21 protein-coding genes, 1 tRNA gene and 1 pseudogene are annotated in these 15,763 nt (G+C 65.2%); 5 read left to right on the forward strand and 18 right to left on the reverse strand.

All coding sequences use genetic code 11. The features are described 5' to 3' along the window. Window positions 1-19: 19 nt before the first annotated feature. Window positions 20-397, forward strand: coding sequence for a ribosome silencing factor (gene rsfS, locus PYV02_RS06655; RefSeq protein ID WP_275757423.1), 378 nt, complete (start codon window positions 20-22; stop codon window positions 395-397). Here rsfS and PYV02_RS06660 read toward each other — a convergent pair. Continuing rightward, window positions 366-941: an antibiotic biosynthesis monooxygenase gene (locus PYV02_RS06660; protein ID WP_275757425.1), complete on the reverse strand. Its 576-nt coding sequence runs from the start codon at window positions 939-941 to the stop codon at window positions 366-368. The genes rsfS and PYV02_RS06660 overlap by 32 nt on opposite strands. Before the next feature lie 78 nt (window positions 942-1,019). Here PYV02_RS06660 and PYV02_RS06665 point away from each other — a divergent pair. Both PYV02_RS06665 and PYV02_RS06670 read left to right on the forward strand, forming a co-directional pair. Then, window positions 1,020-1,095, forward strand: a tRNA-Ala gene (locus tag PYV02_RS06665). A gap of 655 nt (window positions 1,096-1,750) precedes the next feature. Beyond that, on the forward strand, window positions 1,751-2,068 hold the full coding sequence (locus PYV02_RS06670) for a hypothetical protein (RefSeq protein WP_275757427.1): 318 nt from the start codon (window positions 1,751-1,753) through the stop codon (window positions 2,066-2,068). On the opposite strand, the pseudogene PYV02_RS15380 reads toward PYV02_RS06670, so the two are convergent. The 14 genes and pseudogenes from PYV02_RS15380 to PYV02_RS06740 all read right to left on the reverse strand — a co-directional run. Continuing rightward, window positions 2,039-3,211: pseudogene (locus tag PYV02_RS15380) on the reverse strand (recombinase family protein); the annotation flags it as partial. The gene PYV02_RS06670 and the pseudogene PYV02_RS15380 sit on opposite strands and share 30 nt — an antisense overlap. Continuing rightward, window positions 3,114-3,938 (reverse strand): hypothetical protein, encoded by an 825-nt coding sequence (locus PYV02_RS06680; RefSeq protein WP_275757431.1) that lies wholly within the window; start codon window positions 3,936-3,938, stop codon window positions 3,114-3,116. The gene PYV02_RS06680 and the pseudogene PYV02_RS15380, both read right to left, overlap by 98 nt. After that, window positions 3,935-4,228: a hypothetical protein gene (locus tag PYV02_RS06685; RefSeq protein ID WP_275757433.1), complete on the reverse strand. Its 294-nt coding sequence runs from the start codon at window positions 4,226-4,228 to the stop codon at window positions 3,935-3,937. Before PYV02_RS06685 ends, PYV02_RS06680 begins: the two co-directional genes overlap by 4 nt. Before the next feature lie 18 nt (window positions 4,229-4,246). Beyond that, window positions 4,247-5,068, reverse strand: coding sequence for a replication-relaxation family protein (locus PYV02_RS06690; protein ID WP_275757435.1), 822 nt, complete (start codon window positions 5,066-5,068; stop codon window positions 4,247-4,249). Between the two features lie 166 nt (window positions 5,069-5,234). Further along, complete coding sequence (locus tag PYV02_RS06695) at window positions 5,235-7,379, reverse strand: type IV secretory system conjugative DNA transfer family protein (protein WP_275757437.1); 2,145 nt, start codon at window positions 7,377-7,379, stop codon at window positions 5,235-5,237. Then, entirely contained in the window at window positions 7,372-7,578 is a 207-nt protein-coding gene (locus tag PYV02_RS06700) for a hypothetical protein (RefSeq protein ID WP_275757438.1), read from the reverse strand. Before PYV02_RS06700 ends, PYV02_RS06695 begins: the two co-directional genes overlap by 8 nt. A gap of 193 nt (window positions 7,579-7,771) precedes the next feature. Next, entirely contained in the window at window positions 7,772-7,969 is a 198-nt protein-coding gene (locus PYV02_RS06705; RefSeq protein WP_275757440.1) for a hypothetical protein, read from the reverse strand. After that, entirely contained in the window at window positions 7,969-8,592 is a 624-nt protein-coding gene (locus PYV02_RS06710; RefSeq protein WP_275757442.1) for an MT-A70 family methyltransferase, read from the reverse strand. Before PYV02_RS06710 ends, PYV02_RS06705 begins: the two co-directional genes overlap by 1 nt. Before the next feature lie 184 nt (window positions 8,593-8,776). Then, complete coding sequence (locus PYV02_RS06715; protein ID WP_275757444.1) at window positions 8,777-9,154, reverse strand: hypothetical protein; 378 nt, start codon at window positions 9,152-9,154, stop codon at window positions 8,777-8,779. Between the two features lie 108 nt (window positions 9,155-9,262). Continuing rightward, window positions 9,263-9,655, reverse strand: a complete 393-nt coding sequence (locus PYV02_RS06720) for a hypothetical protein (RefSeq protein ID WP_275757446.1) — start codon at window positions 9,653-9,655, stop codon at window positions 9,263-9,265. A gap of 72 nt (window positions 9,656-9,727) precedes the next feature. Further along, a complete protein-coding gene (locus tag PYV02_RS06725; protein WP_275757447.1) occupies window positions 9,728-10,021 on the reverse strand; it encodes a hypothetical protein in 294 nt (97 codons plus the stop codon). Continuing rightward, window positions 10,021-10,335: a hypothetical protein gene (locus tag PYV02_RS06730; protein WP_275757449.1), complete on the reverse strand. Its 315-nt coding sequence runs from the start codon at window positions 10,333-10,335 to the stop codon at window positions 10,021-10,023. The genes PYV02_RS06725 and PYV02_RS06730 overlap by 1 nt, the downstream gene beginning before the upstream one ends. An 18-nt stretch (window positions 10,336-10,353) precedes the next feature. Then, window positions 10,354-10,635, reverse strand: a complete 282-nt coding sequence (locus PYV02_RS06735; RefSeq protein WP_275757451.1) for a hypothetical protein — start codon at window positions 10,633-10,635, stop codon at window positions 10,354-10,356. An 11-nt stretch (window positions 10,636-10,646) separates the two neighbouring features. Continuing rightward, window positions 10,647-10,823, reverse strand: a complete 177-nt coding sequence (locus PYV02_RS06740; RefSeq protein ID WP_275757453.1) for a hypothetical protein — start codon at window positions 10,821-10,823, stop codon at window positions 10,647-10,649. A 136-nt stretch (window positions 10,824-10,959) separates the two neighbouring features. On the opposite strand from PYV02_RS06740, the gene PYV02_RS06745 reads away from it, so the two are divergent. Continuing rightward, complete coding sequence (locus PYV02_RS06745; RefSeq protein WP_275757455.1) at window positions 10,960-12,000, forward strand: hypothetical protein; 1,041 nt, start codon at window positions 10,960-10,962, stop codon at window positions 11,998-12,000. A gap of 64 nt (window positions 12,001-12,064) precedes the next feature. Here the strand turns inward: PYV02_RS06745 and PYV02_RS06750 are convergent, their stop codons facing one another. Both PYV02_RS06750 and PYV02_RS06755 read right to left on the reverse strand, forming a co-directional pair. After that, complete coding sequence (locus PYV02_RS06750) at window positions 12,065-12,565, reverse strand: hypothetical protein (RefSeq protein ID WP_275757457.1); 501 nt, start codon at window positions 12,563-12,565, stop codon at window positions 12,065-12,067. 325 nt (window positions 12,566-12,890) lie between these two features. Next, the gene (locus tag PYV02_RS06755; protein ID WP_275757459.1) at window positions 12,891-13,172 is read right to left on the reverse strand and encodes a helix-turn-helix domain-containing protein; all 282 of its coding nucleotides are present in this window, start codon (window positions 13,170-13,172) and stop codon (window positions 12,891-12,893) included. 105 nt (window positions 13,173-13,277) lie between these two features. On the opposite strand from PYV02_RS06755, the gene PYV02_RS06760 reads away from it, so the two are divergent. Next, on the forward strand, window positions 13,278-14,099 hold the full coding sequence (locus tag PYV02_RS06760; protein ID WP_275757461.1) for a hypothetical protein: 822 nt from the start codon (window positions 13,278-13,280) through the stop codon (window positions 14,097-14,099). Window positions 14,100-14,528: 429 nt separating this feature from the next. On the opposite strand, the gene PYV02_RS06765 is transcribed toward PYV02_RS06760, so the two are convergent. Next, window positions 14,529-15,718, reverse strand: a protein-coding gene (locus PYV02_RS06765) for an IS3 family transposase (RefSeq protein ID WP_275757463.1) whose coding sequence is annotated in 2 segments (ribosomal slippage) — window positions 14,529-15,437 and window positions 15,440-15,718 — 1,188 coding nt in all. Because the reading frame shifts where the segments join, the coding sequence is not laid out codon by codon here. Window positions 15,719-15,763: the final 45 nt, after the last annotated feature.

A 15,763-nucleotide genomic window follows, 5' to 3' on the forward strand; every position in this document is an offset into this window, starting at 1 on the left:
CAGTACCCCGAAGGACCCTGTGACTGCATCCGCGCGCGCACGCGAACTCCTGGCCGTGGCGGCCCTCGCCGCCGACGCGAAGCAAGGCGAGGATCTCGTCGCGCTCGACGTGTCGGGTCCGCTGCCGCTGACCGACATCTTCCTGCTGGCCACCGGCCGAAACGAGCGCCAGGTTCAGGCCATCTCCGACGAGATCGAGGACAAGCTCGCAGAGGCCGGGGTCAAGACGCTCCGCCGCGAGGGCAAGGCGGAGGGCCGCTGGGTGCTGCTCGACTTCGGCGACCTCATCGTGCACGTCTTCCACGAGGAGGACCGCATGTACTACTCACTGGAGCGGCTCTGGAAGGACTGCCCCGCGATCCCGCTCAACCTGCCCGTCGCGAAGGGCGCCGAGTAGCGTTCAGCCAAGGCCGCAGGGCCCGGGTCACCAGCGGCATGGCCAGATAGGTCATCACCGGCGTCACGAGCGCGACCGTCACGAGGATGCGCAACGCCAGCGACCAGGCGCCGGCCAGCGGCAGCAGCGCCCAGTTGGCGAGCAGACTCAGCGGGTAGAAAACGATGAAGATCGAGACCATCTGCTTCCAACGCGGCGGGGTGGATGCCTCGGGCCCGATCACCTCCACGCTCGTGGGGGTATCGAACCAGCCCTCGATGCCGGTGCGGCGCTCTTCGGGACTGTGCTCCACCATCCCGAGCGCGGATGCCACCCACCAGGCCCGCTCGGGCGACGCCTCCCACGCGGCCAGGGACTCGGCATCCGCGAACCGGAACAGCATGTGCCACTCGGGGCTGTTCGGGTCGGGGCGGATCCACCCGGAGCCGAGGTAGCCGGGGGAGGCGCTGAGCAGGTCCTGGCCGGCGCGCGCCCACGCCGCGACCTCCTTCGCCCGGGCAGGATCGACGATGCGCGTGATGGAGACGGTGATCGGGGAGCCCATGGCTCCATTGTGCGGTTCGCGCGACGCTTGCCGTGGTGTAATCTTGACAAGTTGATCTTCCCCGGAGGATCACGAGATGGGTCTGTGGCGCAGCTGGTAGCGCACCTGCATGGCATGCAGGGGGTCAGGGGTTCGAGTCCCCTCAGATCCACCATAAGAGTCTTACTAGAATCGCCGTCCTGGTAGATGCCAGCGAGGAGCGCATCAGTAAGTCCCGATTGATTTGATCCCAAGAGACCGCCCGCGTGGGCGGTCTCTTTTGGTTGTTCCCCTATGTGCCGTGCCAGTTCGGCCTGTGCGCTTGCCTGTGCCGCAGACAACGGCAGATCGGCGTTGTATGCGGTCCAGCCGCGCTGTGCTGCGAGGAGCTCGCGGAGCGGCTGCTTCACGTCGTCGCCGATGACATCGTCGTTGGCGACGTAGAGGTTGTTGAAGATGGCCTGATTGAGTGAGCGCCGTACGTCGTCGCTTGAGGCGATGTAGAGCGCACGGATGTCGGTCAAGAGTTCGAGGAAGCCGTCGACGTGGTTGCGTCCGGTGGTGAGGTCTGCGGACACGGCGTTGAGTTGTTCTGTCACTGTTTCGCGTTCGCGGCCGAGCTCTCGCAGGCGTTCGCGGATGCGTTCGCGCGGGAGTGAAGCGTCGGCTGCGAGATCGAGCAAGTTCTCTTCTTTGGCGCGGAGCACGGACAGGCGGTCTTCAAGCTGTGTGCGGCGAAGCTGTTCGGCCCGCACTTCGTCGAGAAGGGCCTGTTCGAGCTGATCGCGGACCACCTGAATGAAGTCGGTGCTCAGTTCGACCTGCTTATAGTGCTCTTCGACCGCCGCTTCGATGTTGTCGAGCTTGGCGAAGGGCGCGTCGCAGGTGCCATCCTGGTTGCCGCGGCAAAAGAAGTACCAGTACTCATCGCCGTGCCGGTTGACTGTGCGCTGCTGGATGAGGCGTCGGTTGGCGTTCCGCTCCAGTCGGCAGTGCCCGCACCAGAGGCTTCCCTTCAGGTAATGGGTGTGGACGCGTCGACGTTCGCCGGAGACGGCTCGCGTTTCGAGGATGCCTTGTACGACGTCGAAGAGATCCGGCTGGATCAGCGGGGTGTGACGTCCCTTGAACACTTCGTCCTTGTATGAGACTTCGCCGATGTAGTAGCGGTCGCGGAGCATCGACTGGATCTTGCTGTCTGACACCGGGCCTGCAGGTCGTCGAGCTGTGGGGCGGGTGCGCAGCCCACGCTCAGTGAGCTCATCAGCGATGTCCTGGAACGTGTAGGCGTTCGTGGCATAGAGCTCGAAGGCGAGCTTGACGTACGGTGCTCGTTCTTCGTCGATGGCGACGGTGTTGACCTTGCGGCCATCGATGTTCTCGGTGACGTTGACGTACCCGAGCGGTGCGCGGCCAAGCGTGCCGCCGTTCTTGGCCTTCTGCGCCATCTTGTAGGCGATATCCGCGCCGTCTTCCCGGGAGCGGTACTCGTTGAACGCCGCAAGGATGCCGTGCATGAGCTGTCCGACGGGTGTGGCGTCGATGGACTCGGTCGCGGAGATGAGAGTGACGCCACGCTTCTGGAGGTCGGCCATGACGATGGCATCATCGGTACGGTTTCGCGCGAAGCGGGAGAGCTTGTACACGATGACGTAGTCGACGTCGCGGTCGCGGCGGATGCGTTCCAGCATCTGCTGGAACGCGACGCGTTTGGTCATCTCGGTAGCGGAGCGGCCAGGCTCGACATACTCGGCGACGATGGTGAGTCCAAGTTGCTCAGCTTTCCGCTGGCACGACGTGCGCTGAGCGGGGATAGAGATCCCCTCGGGGTCGTAGTCGGTGTTGACCTGTCCTTTGCTTGAAACGCGCAGGTAGGTCACGGCTCGTGAGCCCGGTGGCGCGTCAGCGCCTTCGAGGATGTTGGGCGTTCCGTATGTCGTGATCTCGTTCTCGTTGAGCTCAACGACGATTGGCTTCAGCGGTGGCGGCGAGGCGCTGAAAACACCTGATGGGTAGCTGGTTTGATTCGACATGGGGCTCCTTCCTGCGGCTGGGTCCTCCGGATTAACGCTCTTCCGGCCCAGGAAGTCCAGTCCTTCGGCGGCTTCCACAGCAGGTTCAGCGCCACGTATCGGGGGTGCGTGACCGTCGTAATTTCTACCTCGTTCCTCGGTCTGTGACGCGGCCTCCACCTCACTTGTTGAATACAAAGGTGCGCCCCTTCCATTCGATGAGGTCGTAGCCTTCGCGGACGTGGTCTTCGATGAGGCTGTAGTCGATGAGCACCGCATTGTCGGGCAGCGATCGTGATTCGGTGGCTTCGTAGATCGCGAGCTCGAGGCTGTCGACTTCTGCCAGGTCGCGCACGGCGTCCTCGAGGAACGGATAGGCGTTGACGTAGCTTTCGTGGAAGCTCTCCATGACGTCGTCGGCTCCGACGCTGACGTCCGGGAGCATGAGGAATGCCTGCAGCGCTTCGTCCTCGGGTAAGTGGAGGTCGGTGAGCAGTTCGATCAGGCCGTCTTCATCGCCACTGTCCCAGTCAGCCGGAACGTTGACGGTGAAGTGCTCACTGCCGACACGGACGCTGGTCCGCACGAGCAACTGCTCCAGCTTCGGTTGCAGGTGTTCGTTCATGAAGCGCCGGCCGCTGCCGGTGTTCTCGCGCTGCACGAGGTAGGTGCCGAGCCAGTCGATCCACTCCTTTACTTCGGCGGGAGTGTCGGGGTCGCCGTAGAGGTCCAGGTACTCGTCGCGGAGCGTGAGGTACTGCCCCTCACCAGTGCGTCCGAAGTCCGCGAGCGCCGATTCGCGGCCGTACGCCCGTCCGAGGACGTGGGCGATGCACCGAGCTGTCTCTTGACTGATCTCGCGCCCTTCAGTTTGGGCGGCCGCGATGCCATCGACAATGTACTGCGTGAACCGGCGAGTGGCCACTTCAAGACGTCGGAAGTCCGGGATCTCACGGTCTGTCGCTGTTCGCGCCTCATGCTGATGCTGTGCTTCGTGTTCGTTCATGACCGGCCTCCTCGCGTGAGGATGTGTCGGCCGAGCGCGTCGATCCATCCTTCTTGTTCGAGAGGAACGCGCAGCTGGTTCAGTTCGTTCAGGCTGTCCTGCCGGTTGAGGACTCCCGTTGACGCGAAGCGTTCGAGTGCGGTGCCGACGCCGTGGTGCAGGCTGGCCGCGATGAGTCGGGCGAGCGTTTCGGAGCGGGCTTCGGGGTCCATGGCGAGCCCGATCTCGATGAGCTGCCGAGCCTTGTCGGTCTGGTCCGGCGTCGCCGTGATGATGGTTGATGAGTTCATGAGAATCCTCCTTTCGGATTACGGGTGGTGTTTGCTCTCGTAGGGAGCGAGTTGGTCGAGGGCCTGTTCCGCCAGTGCGACCCAGAAGAGTGATGCGTCGAGGGCGCCGTCGGCTGTGATGGCTGCGCGGATGGCGTCGGCGCGCTTGGTGGTCGGTACGAGCCAGACCACGGCCGGGAACAGCCCGCGGGCGTCCTGCTCGATGCCGGTGGCGAAGTACTGCTGGTAGAGGCGGCACTTGCGGATCACGACCGGCAGGTGTTCCGTGCCGCAGTCGATCTCGACAAACGAATGCGTCTCGGTCCGAGCGTCGGCTGTGACCACGGTGAGGTCAGGCTTGAGGGTGATCGCCGTACCGCCCGGTGCAGTGAAGGGTCGCCAGTTGGACGGTTCGGCTGCGAGCTCGAGGAGTTCGAAGCGGCCGGTATGGGTGCGTTCGCGAAGCAGTACGGCAATGTCTCCGACTGCGAGCGTGTGCGCCATGAAGGTGCGGCCGGGCTCGCTGTAGCGCCTACGTGCGCTGTCACCGCGTCGGGCGCGTAGGAACCGTTCTCCGGCACCGCCGAGGTGCCAGACGGTGAGCGCGGAGCCGTGCTTGAGTCCGCCGATGCGACGCTCGAGGCGCGCGACTGCGCCGAGGCCTTCGAGCCGGGTGAGGATGCGGGTGGTTCCTCTGGTGGCGGCGCTGGCGGTCGCGTGATCGCCGAAGGGCTTGGCCGGGAGATGGAGCCGTTGAATCTGGCGGGTCGTGAGCAGCCGGAACTGCTCGAGGTCTTCGAGAATGCGGATGTCCCGATCGGTGAGGTGCAGCTCCAGGACGTGCAGGCGGAGGGCGGTCATGGCGTCCCTCCGCGCCGTGCGCCAGGGTCCGCTGCAACGCAGCGGGAGTCCCCGCCTGAAGTGGCCGAAGACAGCCGGAACCGGGGCGATGCTGGCGGTGGGTGTTCGTGGTGACGGGAAGGCTGAACGGAATACCGGCCAGAAGCCCTCCGAAGAAGGAATCTGCTCATGTCGCCCTCACCTTCTGGTGGCTTCGCCGAGGCTCCGGATCTGAGGTGACGCCCTTCGGCATCGAGAGCTCAGCAGGCTGGATCGGCGGCAATGCGCCATAGCGCTGTCGGCTGGCTTCACGGATGAGATCGGCGGCACCGCTCTCAGGGGTAGGCGGGAGGATGGCGGCGGAGCACCACTCGGTCGGCGACGCACCTGCCATGAGGCGTGCGTAGACATGGTGCTTGGGCAGCGTCTCGAAGTCGTCCGCCGTCAGCGAGGGCGCACGCTTGGCCATCGCCTGGGCGTCTTCGGTGTCGAGGGCGAAGCAGAGCTTGGAGCGCGCGTTGGCATCCAAGCCGCTGCGCAGGCCGTCGGGCAGCTGCTTCCGGTACTGGTGCGCGACGTGCACGCCTACCCCATAGGAGCGGAACACGCTCATCGCGTTCTCGACGCTCGTGGGCAGATGCAGGTAGTTCTGCACTTCGTCGATGAAGATCATGCCGGGGCGCTTCATCGGCTCCTTCTCCGCTGCTCGTTCTGTCGCGGCGAGGAACAGTTCAGCGACGATGAGACTGCCGAGGAGTTTGGAGGCGCCTTCCCCGATGAGTGCGTCGTTGAGGGGCACGAGGACGGTCTTCTTCTCACGGAAAACGTCGCGGAGCCGGAAGCGAGGCTGGGACTGGCCGAGCACCCGAACCAGCGGCTGGCGCATCACGATCTTGCGGAGCTTGTTCAAGGGCGAGGCGATGGCGGCGGCACGCTGTCCTGGGCTCATTGCTTCGAAGTCCGCCCAGAACGCTGCCAGCGTCGCATCGTCCTGCACCGCGGCGACGACGGGGCGGCGGAAGGCGGCATCGGATAGAAGCCGGGGAAGGTCGATTAGGGTGAACGGCTCGGTGCGCTTCTGCCCGGCGCGAGCAAGCGACAGTAACGCGCCTTGGACGAGGTATTCCGTGCGCGGCCCCCAGCCCTCGTGGAACACAGCGCCGAGGGCGGAGAGGATGCCGTCGACGACGATGTCGGGGTCGCGATCACCGACGTCCAGCGGGTTGAATCCGATAGGAGCGTCCTTATCGGTGGCGTCGAGCACGACGATCCGCCCTGCCGCGTCGGTAGGTGCCGTGGCGAGGATCCGGTCGACCAGCTGCTTCTTCGGCTCGATGACGCAGCAGGCGCGCCCCGCGGCGATGTCGGAGAGAATGAGGTGTTCGAGGAGCGTGGACTTGCCGGATCCGGTCGGGCCGATCGCGACGAGATGCTGCAGGCGGCTCTGCGGGTCGAGGCCGATGGGACGGTCGGGTCCAGGCGCAGTGCCGAGCGCGAAGACCGCTTGGGTGCGGGAGACGATCTCTGGCACCGGCAGGAGTCGCGGATGCAGCGGTGGGACACCGGCGTATTGGCGTTCGCCGAGCGGCCAGGCCAGCAGCGGCACAATCTCGGAGGCGGTGAGGCGGAGTCTTCCACCTCCGCCTGACTGGCCTGCCTTCCAGCGGGGAGCCGTGTCATGGACAAGGGAAAGGCGAACGCCAGGGCTCTCGAGCGGTTGCAGTGCACCGAAGACCTCCCAGAGGAGGCCGTGGCGGCGTTTGACGGTCTCGGCGGTGACGCCGATGCGCAGCGTGACATCAAACCGGGCCTGACCGGCGTGGGCGTGGAGGCGTCGCTTGGTGTCGGTCGGTGCCGGGCGGACACCGTCGATGAGCATGGAGCCGAGCGGTTGTAGCGGGTCGAGCGGGGTTGCTGTGAGCTGCTGCGGACGGTGGGCTCGTCCAAGGATCAACTGCACGCCGACTACCTCCTCGCCCCGCCTTGCCGCCAGCGCCTGATAGACGCCGCCGACGACCTGCTCCGGGTCAACCTCCGCCAAGGGGAGACCACCGGGCCGGGCCGTGACTCGGCTGACAGCGGCCACGTGCGGGCGCACGGCGGGCCCAAAACCGAGGCCGGGTACCAGGCCGCCCAGGAGGCGCTTCAGGCGGTGAACGGCCATTGGTGCGCAACCGAATGCGGCCACCACCCCATCCGCGCTGGCGGCCATTTCGAAGGCGATCGGGCGCGGCACGTCGCTGCCCGCCAGGCGCGTCAGCAGGACCGTGACGGTCGACGCGTCGATCGGTCGGGGTAGGTACAGGCGAGTGAAGACGTAGGAATCAGGCATCGCCGGCCTCCTTGGTGCTTTCGTGAGCGGCGTCCGCCTGTGCGGCGGCCTCGAGCCGGGCCTGCTCCAGACCGGCAGTGGTGATGATCTTCGCGACCTGGTCAGGGCGCAGGTCGTGGTTGAGTTCCGAGAACACCCAGACGCGACGTCCGGAGCTCTTGCGATAGCGGCGACGAGGACCGCGGGCATGACTACTCATGCGTGAACCTCCTTCCCACCTCTGCTTCGGGTTCGCGTGACGGTCGCGGAAGGACGTTGGGATGGCTCGCAGGCATAAGCCGAATGAGCGCAATGGGCCCTGTTATGAACTCGAACGGTCGAGTTGTCAAGCGTTTTGAGCGGTCGTTGTCGATTCCGCAACGACTTCACAGGGGTGAACGTGCTTGAGCTTTTCATCGCTGACCCCACCAGTAGCGGTAGGCTCGGACCGCGGCACACAAGACGAGCGCGAGCACGCTGATCATCAGAATCCAGCCCCAGAACTGGGCCAGGAGCTCCAGCGCGAGCCAGAGCGCGACGATGCCGCCGAGGATGAGCAGGCAGGCGCGGAAGAAGCGCTGCACGATGGTGGGCGGAGTATCGTCGGCCATCACACATCCTCGCTTCCTCCGTCGGCCGGCGCGTCCTGGCGGGCGAAGTCGCTGGGCACCGGATAGCCCGGGATCGAGATGTCCGACTCGATCTCGTTGCCCCACACCGACCAGTCCGCGTGACTGTTCGGGCGTCGACGCGCGAAGAGTTCGAGGTAGGGCCCGTCTAGAACGCGCTCGATGAGCGGGATCATCTCCTCCGGCTTATGGGAATGATCTTGCACGGGGAACTCGACGACAGATGCCTGCCCATGGAACTCCCATGGTGCTTTGCCGCGGACGGCGTGCAGGAGCGGCTCGTGCATGTTGCGGAAGTAGTTCCCGAGCCCGAGACGTCGCTTGTTCCAGATGGCTTGGCCGACGTAGCGGAAGCCCCAGGCCCTGGCGACTTCGAGCGCCTGCGGCCAAGCAGCGTTGGTTGTCCACAGTAGTAGCGTGGCGTCTTCGGCAGCCAGATCCGCGATCGGCATTGCCTTGATCCGATCAAGCGTCATCAGGTCGTAATAGCGCTGCGCACCCCGCGCTCCCTTCTGGGCGATGTCCCAGGGCGGGTCGGCGTAGATCACTTTGAACTTCTTCTGCGGAGCGGCCGGTTCGGTCTCGCTCGTCTGGTTGCTGGTCATATTTCAGTACTCCTCTCTCCAGCCCGCGCGAAGGGCGGGCAGCGACGATGACTGGTTATGCGCTCCCGGGCGGGAGCCGTCAAGATTCCGTTCGCGTCCGTTGCGAAATCCACAACGTGAGCGCGTGCGTCTGTCAGGGGTGCCGCGCCCGCCGCCAGGAAGCGGGCGGCGAGCACGGCCGGCCTCACTCGTCTTCGCAGATGGTCAAACGCGTCCCGTGCATGACAAGCACCAGGTGGTGCTTCATGCGGTCCTCTTCTGAGTCGTTCGCATAAACCGCCCCGGTGACGTAGACGTGCCGGATCGGCGCGGCGTCGAGCATCGCCAGCATGATTCGTAGGCGCTGCTCGGAGTCGCCAGCGGATGGGCCGACGGCGAAGTGGATGCGGTCTGGTGCGAGGCCATCTCTGTCCATGTACTCCCGCATGATCCGCTCCTGCTCCTTCGCCGATTGCCCACCGAGTGACTCGGGCGCTACCTGGTGGTCCATGCTCGTGATCCAGAGGATGGCGCCGACCGACGCCGCCTCCCTCTTGCTCGGTGTTGGTGTCTTGGTGGTCATATCGCCCTCCTTCCATGAGGCCTGGCAGCAGTGGCTGCCTGTTCAGTTGTGTTCCTCGCTTCCGCGAGGCCTGGTACCGCCGGAGCGGTGGCTGGTGGTCTGCGATGATCAGCCGTCGCAAATGATGAGGTCGGTGCCGACGCGTGACAGCTCCGCGCTGAACCGCTCGATCTCTGCGTCCGCGCCGTCAATCAAGACCGCGCCGGTCGCGTACAGCCGAGCGATCGGGATCCGGGCAAGGTCGTCGCGCAGGACGCGCAGACGCTGGTCGAGCGTCTCGGAGCCGGGGTCGAGCCCGTAGAGGACGCTCGTGATCGTGAGGCCATCGGCACGGGCGCGACTTCGCGTCACGCGTTCTTGGTACTCGATGGTGAGCGAGCCGGGCGGATCTGCGATGAGGCGCCGCTGCGGGCTCTTGAGCCAGACGAGCGCTCCCGCCACGTGAGTGCCCGGGCTGGTGGCGTTGGCGACCATGTCGGTGTGCATGAGTTCGTCCTTCATGTCAGGTATTTGCTGTGAGGTGGTGGCCGGACGGCGAGCGAGTCGGTGCTCAGGGCTCGCCGCCCGGCTGGTTCAGGAATCCGACGGATGGTCGGACGCTGTGGCTTGCGCGGCGCGGAACGACTCGCGGATGAGTGCTTGCCGCGCCTCATGTGCGTCCATGCCGAGCGCGTCGGCAAGGCGAAGCATCCCGGCGTTCCACTCGTCCCACTCGCGGGCCAGCTGCACCTCGGCGGCCTGCTTCTCCGCGGCCAGCGTCGCGGCCAGGGAAGCGTCGCGCGTCCACGTCACGGCGTGCTGACCGATGGCCCAGAGGCGACGGAGCACCTTCATGGGCAGCGCCTTCGGAAGCGTCGGCGCAGGCATCAGCCCCACCTCCGGATCGAGGCCGAGGTCGCGACGGTGAAGCTGTCGACGATCTCCCGGTAGCGCGGCTCGCCCAGCGGGGCAACAGTGATGAGGTGCTGCTCGAGCGCGGTCAGCGCACCGACATGCTCCAGCGCCGTGTTGGCGAGATGGGCGCGGCCGTCCTCGATGAGCTTGGCGACGACGGCGCGGGACTGCACCTGCTCCACCTCGCGGCGGGTCTGGCGCTGGATGCCCATGGACAGGCCGCGGAAAGCCTGCGGGGCGACGGCGGAGCCGCCGCTCGTTGACTGCAGTTGGTTCGAGGTGTTCATGGTGGTTCTCCTTCGGGGTTAGCGGCGCAGGCGACGCATGCGCGGGTCGCCGGCCATCTGGGTAAGGCGGTGCAGGATCTGGAGGTGCTCGGCGAGTTCTCCGATGAGTGCGTCGACCTCGCGGGCGAGCAGTTGGTCAGCGGCGAGCTCGTCGAGGTCTTCGTGAGCGGCGTGGATGGTGCGCATCACGGCGGTGCGGGCCTCCACGAGATGGCGCTTGACCAGCGAATCGAGCGATCCGCTGACGTGATCGAAGCGGTGGAAGCGGCTTGCGCTCGAGTGCTGGATGGAGTGGGACATTGGAGTTCCTTTCACTGCTTGTGGGCGAGCTGACGATTGAGGAGCTCCGTGAGAAGCTCGACTTCCGAGAGGTGCTCCAAGCCGTCCTGACGGACACCGGGAGACAGAGTGTTGAGCTCGCGGAGTGCGAGGCTCAGGGCGTTCGCCGCGTCGATGAGATGCGGAATAGGGGTGGGCTGCGTGGTCATAGCTCGACTTTCGTCCGGATGCGCGCGCTAGACATCTCTCCAGACATCCCTCGTTCCGACACAATGAGAGGACGGGTCGAGGGATGTCTGGAGGGTTGTCGAGCCAGACCAACGACGCAACGACGACAGGAGCAACGTGAGCGGTCAGGACAGCTTGAAGGCGCTCCGAGCGGAGTTGGTCAAGATTCGCGGCGACCGAGGCTTGACCATCGACCGGGTGCGGAAGTATGCGCCGCGGCTGATGCACCTCCCGTGCGTCGACGCTGAAATGCTGCGGCGCGGCCGTTCTGAATCGGAGCGTGCTCACACGGCGGTTGACGTTGTGTGGTGCCTCGTCGAGAACGGTGGGTTCGACTCACGCGCGCAGGATCTTCTGCGGACCACCCTCAACTACACGGTTTCGCTGACCATCCTGGAGGAGCGCAAGGCGGACCTTTATGTGCGGTTGGAAACGCACGACAGGGTCAAGCAGTATGAAGCCTACGAGGAGGATGTTTACAAGGCATTCATCGCCAGGCTGGCTCGAGCAGAAAAGTCTCCCTGCACTCCGAAAGAGCCGCCGACCTCGCCGGGCGGCGGGGAACTCGATATCGACGTTGAGAACGCGAGGCGTGGCGCTCGCGCCGCCATTGAGACTGTGGTCGCCAGCTTGTTCAAGGGCCGCGATGCAGCCGCCTACCCGCATCTGCGCGAGATCGTCGAGGAGTACGCGCCTAAGGCCGCGCGGCGGTTCTTCTCCGCGGGGGTGAGCACGGTGCAGGGCTTGGCGGCCATGCTGCGGACGCTCGCGGGGTCGCGCTACCCGTTCACGGTCGAGTTCTATCGTGAGCACTGGGCAGGCATCTACACGCCGCCCGAGTTTCTCGAGTACCTGCCTTTCCTGCCAGCGTTACTTGAGACCACGCCGCCGCGAGGCGTCGACCTACCCTCCGAGGTCCGAGACCTCCGCCTCTATGAAGTGTTGAATTGGCTTGGCATTTCGATGATCGAGGTCAGCCGGCTCGTCCGTGACACCGCCGAGCTGATCGCAAACCTCATCATCGAGATTGAAGAGCACGACGAGTGGGAGCGAGCGATTTCCAAGACCCTGAATGAAGCTCCCGCCCCGATGGCGCAAGTGGAGGATACATCGCCTGTCCTCACAGAGGGCGGGAGGGCTTTCGAAGCTGGGGCATGAAAAGAGCCCGCAGTCGGCGGGCGGAGGACTCACGTGGAGTTCATCTCCGCCCGCAGACGCGAGCTCAGGGTTCGACCGGCCGCAGTTCCTTCCAGACGAAGTAGCCAGGGTTCTGACGCCCGAAGTCTGCCTCGCGCTTCGCGTGGTCGTCGCAGAAATAGCGGTCGCTGTTGGATCTCGTGCGGCGTAGCCAACGGGACGGCTCGTCGCAGGCGCAGCAGCGCATGCCGGACGACTCGACGGTGCGTAGGTCGGTGTAGACCGCGTCGCCTTCGTCGGTGATGGCCTCCTCGATCATCCGAATGGCATCGAAGAGCTCGCGACGCTCGTCAGGGCCAGTTGGGATGACGATCGTCAACTCGGCGAGCGAGGTGCGTTCGTCGTACTTGACGCCGTCGTACCGGTTGATCAAGTTCCATTTGCCGTCGCCTCTGCGCGCGATCAGATACTCCGCGTGTGTCACGATCTCGTCCATTCGCGCCGGGTCGACTTCGACGGGATCGGCGGGTGTCATCACGACGGCGCCAAACGCGTATGACACGTCATACCCCACGGTGTAGAACATTGCTCACTCCTTCTGGTGGTCAGTGGGCAATGCCCGCCGCCTGCACGGTGCAGGGCTCCGGGCTGCCAAGGCAGCCGAAAGCCCCGAACCGTGCCTCTTGGAGGAGAGCTGACGCTAGTTATGCGCCATTCGCGCAGATTTTGCAAGCATGAGCTGCATCAGTCGGCTGGCGCGCAAGCATCGAGTGGAGTACTGGCGTACTGCGCCCGGCCAGATCTTCAGGTCCGACGTCGTGACGAGACGAACTCGTCCAGTGTGACGCGAGGGCTCCCTCTCCTAGGTAGACGTCATCCCGCGCCGTGCCATCGCGGGCGCAGCATCGCACCTACGTGGTCGTCAGCCGGGGCTGCCCAGGGAGCACGTCGCCGATCTCGACGTCCAGCGCCTGACAGATCGCGAGGATCGTGGCCAGCCTCGGGTTCGTCGGCGCTCCGCCGCGCGTGGCAGCTCCGCGCTCGTACTGCTGGTACGAATACAGCGAGATGCCAGCCAGCTCGACGAGTTCCTCCTGCGTCAGGTTCCTGGCGGCTCGCGCACGCCGCAGATTGTGGCCGAGCGCGGTCGCGAAATCCGCCCAGGCGGGAACAGAGGCGGGACCGGAAACCATCCCCTCCAGCCTCAAACCAATGAGAGTTGGTAGGAACCAATAAGAATTGGTAAGTTCAAGCTGCTGGCCGACCGGCCGCACGCGACCCTACTCGAAGGCGGTCCTATGTCCCGGCTGGCCCTCTCCGCTGCCGCAGCCACGATGCTGCTCATACTGTCCGGATGCATGGCGACGCCCGCGGCGACGACGGCTTCTCCCGCGCCAGACGGCGAGCAGAGCAGCGCAGCCCAGCCGGTCGCGGTAGAACTGCCGAGCTGCGCTGAGTTCATGGCACTGGATGAGGTCGACGCGCTGGGCGTGCTGTCGTCCGCTACGGGCCAAAGGATCGACGAGAACAGCGGGAATGATCTGCTTAACGGCGTCTGGTTCGCCTGCGACGCCACCCCCGACCGTCCGCTAGGGGAGATCATTGAGGAACTCACCGGCGGCCAGGTCCAGGCCAGTGAAGCGCCGGACGGTTCGGACGATGCCAAACACGTCGCGTCAACGCAGATCGGCGGCGTGACCTTCCCCGGCCAGGCCGGCGGGTTCCGCGTGATCCCTGCCGACGAGTACGCGACGTTCCTCGCCGCGCACGGCAGTGGCGGAGTCGACAACCCCTGGTGCGGCATCCTGCTCCAGCGGGATCTCGAGAGCACTGACTACATCCGGGCGTATTACTCGGCGAGCGACGAGGCGATCGGTGCTGTGGAGTGCCGTGATACGAGGATGGTGGCCGTACTGCGTCAGACGGGACAGCAGGAACCTACGGGCGCAACCGCCACGATCAACGGTTTCAGCTGCAGCCAGCCCCGGGAATGGATGTGCTGGACAGTCGTCGACGGTGTGCTGTGGTCGAGCGCGACCCAGACCGGTGCCCGGGACATGCCGGAGACCGCTCAGGATGCCGCCGACGTTCTGCGCGACGTGCTCGCGGCACAGCCGTGATCGGAAGCGACGCCATCGGGATAGACCGGTGGACATAGCCTCCGCAGCGCAGAACTGCCCGTCCTTCGGAAACCCTTAGGACCGCGCAACCTGCGGTGGCTGGGCCGTATCGCGAAGACCGAGACAACCGGCCATCTTGCGACTCGGTGGGTGCCTCTCCTGCTCTGCCGATGTTGTGAAAACTACGACGGCCGAACCCTTGAACGGATTGCGCTCATGCTTCATAGTCAGGCGCAGTTGTGGCGCGAACTTCACTACGCACCACTCCGAATCCCGATCAGGAGCCAGCCCGAGGCGCAGACTTCGTGTACCCTCGCTCTTCAAGTGTTCTGAGCGAGAACGCTTTAAGCCTTCGCCGTGGCTTCACCATCGTGGAGCTCCTCATCGGGGTCTGCCCCGAGTCTTGTTGACAGTCGGGGTTTGGGGTGATCAGGCCGCTTTCGCGTCCGTGTAGATCATCTCAAACTCGATGGGGGTGAGTTTGCGGAGGCCGCGCTGACGGCGCCGACGGTTGTACTTCGTCTCGATCCAGATGACCATCGCGAGGCGGAGGTCCTCGCGGGTGTCCCAGCGTCTGGTGTTGAGGACGTTCTTTTGGAGCAGGCTGAAGAAGCTCTCCATGCTCGCGTTGTCTCCGGCCCCGTAAGACCGGCCCATCGACCCGACCAGGCCGTTGTTGCGCAGCAGCCGCTGGGTGCGCTTCGCGCGGAACTGACCGCCTCGGTCGGAGTGGCAGATTGTTTCTGTCGGTGAGCGCAGTGCGATCGCGTTGCGCATCGCCGCCCGTGCGAGGGATGACTTCATGCGGGTGTCGATGGAGTAGCCGACGATCTTGTTCGACCAGACGTCTTTGATCGCGCAGATGTAGAGCTTGCCTTCCCGGGTCGGGTGCTCCGAGATGTCCCACAGCCACACCTTGTTCGGCCCGTCGGCGACGAACTCGTGCCGGACGACGCCGTGCTCGTCGACGACCGCGAGGAGATCGTCGTGGGGTGCGGGGCCGGTGCTGCCGGGCTTGCTCCGCTTCTTATGGGGCGACGCGTGGATCCCCGCGATCCGACACAGCCGGTGCACACGGTTCTCGCCGACGGTGATGCCGTACTCGTCGGACAGTTCGTCGGTGAGGAATCTGTAGCCGAGGGTCGCGTCGTCGCGGTGAGCCTCGTAGAGGACGTCGATGAGGTGAGCATCGTCCCAGTCCCGCTGGGAGATCGGAGCCTTCAGCCACTTGTAATACCCCTGGGTCGATAGACCCAGAACCCTGCACGCCACCGCGACCGGCACCCTGATCGGGGCGCCGGCCGCGGCCATCTCACGGACGAGCGGGAAGACTATTTTCCCGGCAGGTTCGCCTGCGACAGATACGCGGCCGCACGGCGGAGCACCTCGTTCTCCTGCTCGAGCAGACGTATGCGCTTCTTCGCCTCGCGCAGGTCGGCCTGGTCGGCTCCGGTGAGTCCGGGACGGCGTCCGTCCTCGATGTCTGCTTGCTTCATCCAGTTCGACAAGGACCCTTCGGAGACACCGAAGTCCTTCGCAATCTGCGACAGCGGCGCCTGGCCCTGCCGGGCCACCGCCACGATGTCGTCTCGGAACTCCTTGGGATACGGCTTTGCCACAGGGACATCCTTCCAGCGAGGACGAATCCTCACAGATCAGATGTC

The sequence above is a fragment of the Antiquaquibacter metalliresistens genome (assembly GCF_029211225.1).
Lineage (GTDB): Bacteria > Actinomycetota > Actinomycetes > Actinomycetales > Microbacteriaceae > Rhodoglobus > Rhodoglobus metalliresistens.

Coding starts and splice junctions, on each gene's coding strand:
- PYV02_RS06660 (WP_275757425.1), bottom strand. CDS start 941: ATGGGCTCCCCGATCACCGTCTCCATCACGCGCATCGTCGATCCTGCC.
- PYV02_RS06680 (WP_275757431.1), bottom strand. CDS start 3,938: ATGAACGAACACGAAGCACAGCATCAGCATGAGGCGCGAACAGCGACA.
- PYV02_RS06685 (WP_275757433.1), bottom strand. CDS start 4,228: ATGAACTCATCAACCATCATCACGGCGACGCCGGACCAGACCGACAAG.
- PYV02_RS06690 (WP_275757435.1), bottom strand. CDS start 5,068: ATGACCGCCCTCCGCCTGCACGTCCTGGAGCTGCACCTCACCGATCGG.
- PYV02_RS06695 (WP_275757437.1), bottom strand. CDS start 7,379: ATGCCTGATTCCTACGTCTTCACTCGCCTGTACCTACCCCGACCGATC.
- PYV02_RS06700 (WP_275757438.1), bottom strand. CDS start 7,578: ATGAGTAGTCATGCCCGCGGTCCTCGTCGCCGCTATCGCAAGAGCTCC.
- PYV02_RS06705 (WP_275757440.1), bottom strand. CDS start 7,969: ATGGCCGACGATACTCCGCCCACCATCGTGCAGCGCTTCTTCCGCGCC.
- PYV02_RS06710 (WP_275757442.1), bottom strand. CDS start 8,592: ATGACCAGCAACCAGACGAGCGAGACCGAACCGGCCGCTCCGCAGAAG.
- PYV02_RS06715 (WP_275757444.1), bottom strand. CDS start 9,154: ATGACCACCAAGACACCAACACCGAGCAAGAGGGAGGCGGCGTCGGTC.
- PYV02_RS06720 (WP_275757446.1), bottom strand. CDS start 9,655: ATGAAGGACGAACTCATGCACACCGACATGGTCGCCAACGCCACCAGC.
- PYV02_RS06725 (WP_275757447.1), bottom strand. CDS start 10,021: ATGCCTGCGCCGACGCTTCCGAAGGCGCTGCCCATGAAGGTGCTCCGT.
- PYV02_RS06730 (WP_275757449.1), bottom strand. CDS start 10,335: ATGAACACCTCGAACCAACTGCAGTCAACGAGCGGCGGCTCCGCCGTC.
- PYV02_RS06735 (WP_275757451.1), bottom strand. CDS start 10,635: ATGTCCCACTCCATCCAGCACTCGAGCGCAAGCCGCTTCCACCGCTTC.
- PYV02_RS06740 (WP_275757453.1), bottom strand. CDS start 10,823: ATGACCACGCAGCCCACCCCTATTCCGCATCTCATCGACGCGGCGAAC.
- PYV02_RS06750 (WP_275757457.1), bottom strand. CDS start 12,565: ATGTTCTACACCGTGGGGTATGACGTGTCATACGCGTTTGGCGCCGTC.
- PYV02_RS06755 (WP_275757459.1), bottom strand. CDS start 13,172: ATGGTTTCCGGTCCCGCCTCTGTTCCCGCCTGGGCGGATTTCGCGACC.
- PYV02_RS06760 (WP_275757461.1), top strand. CDS start 13,278: ATGTCCCGGCTGGCCCTCTCCGCTGCCGCAGCCACGATGCTGCTCATA.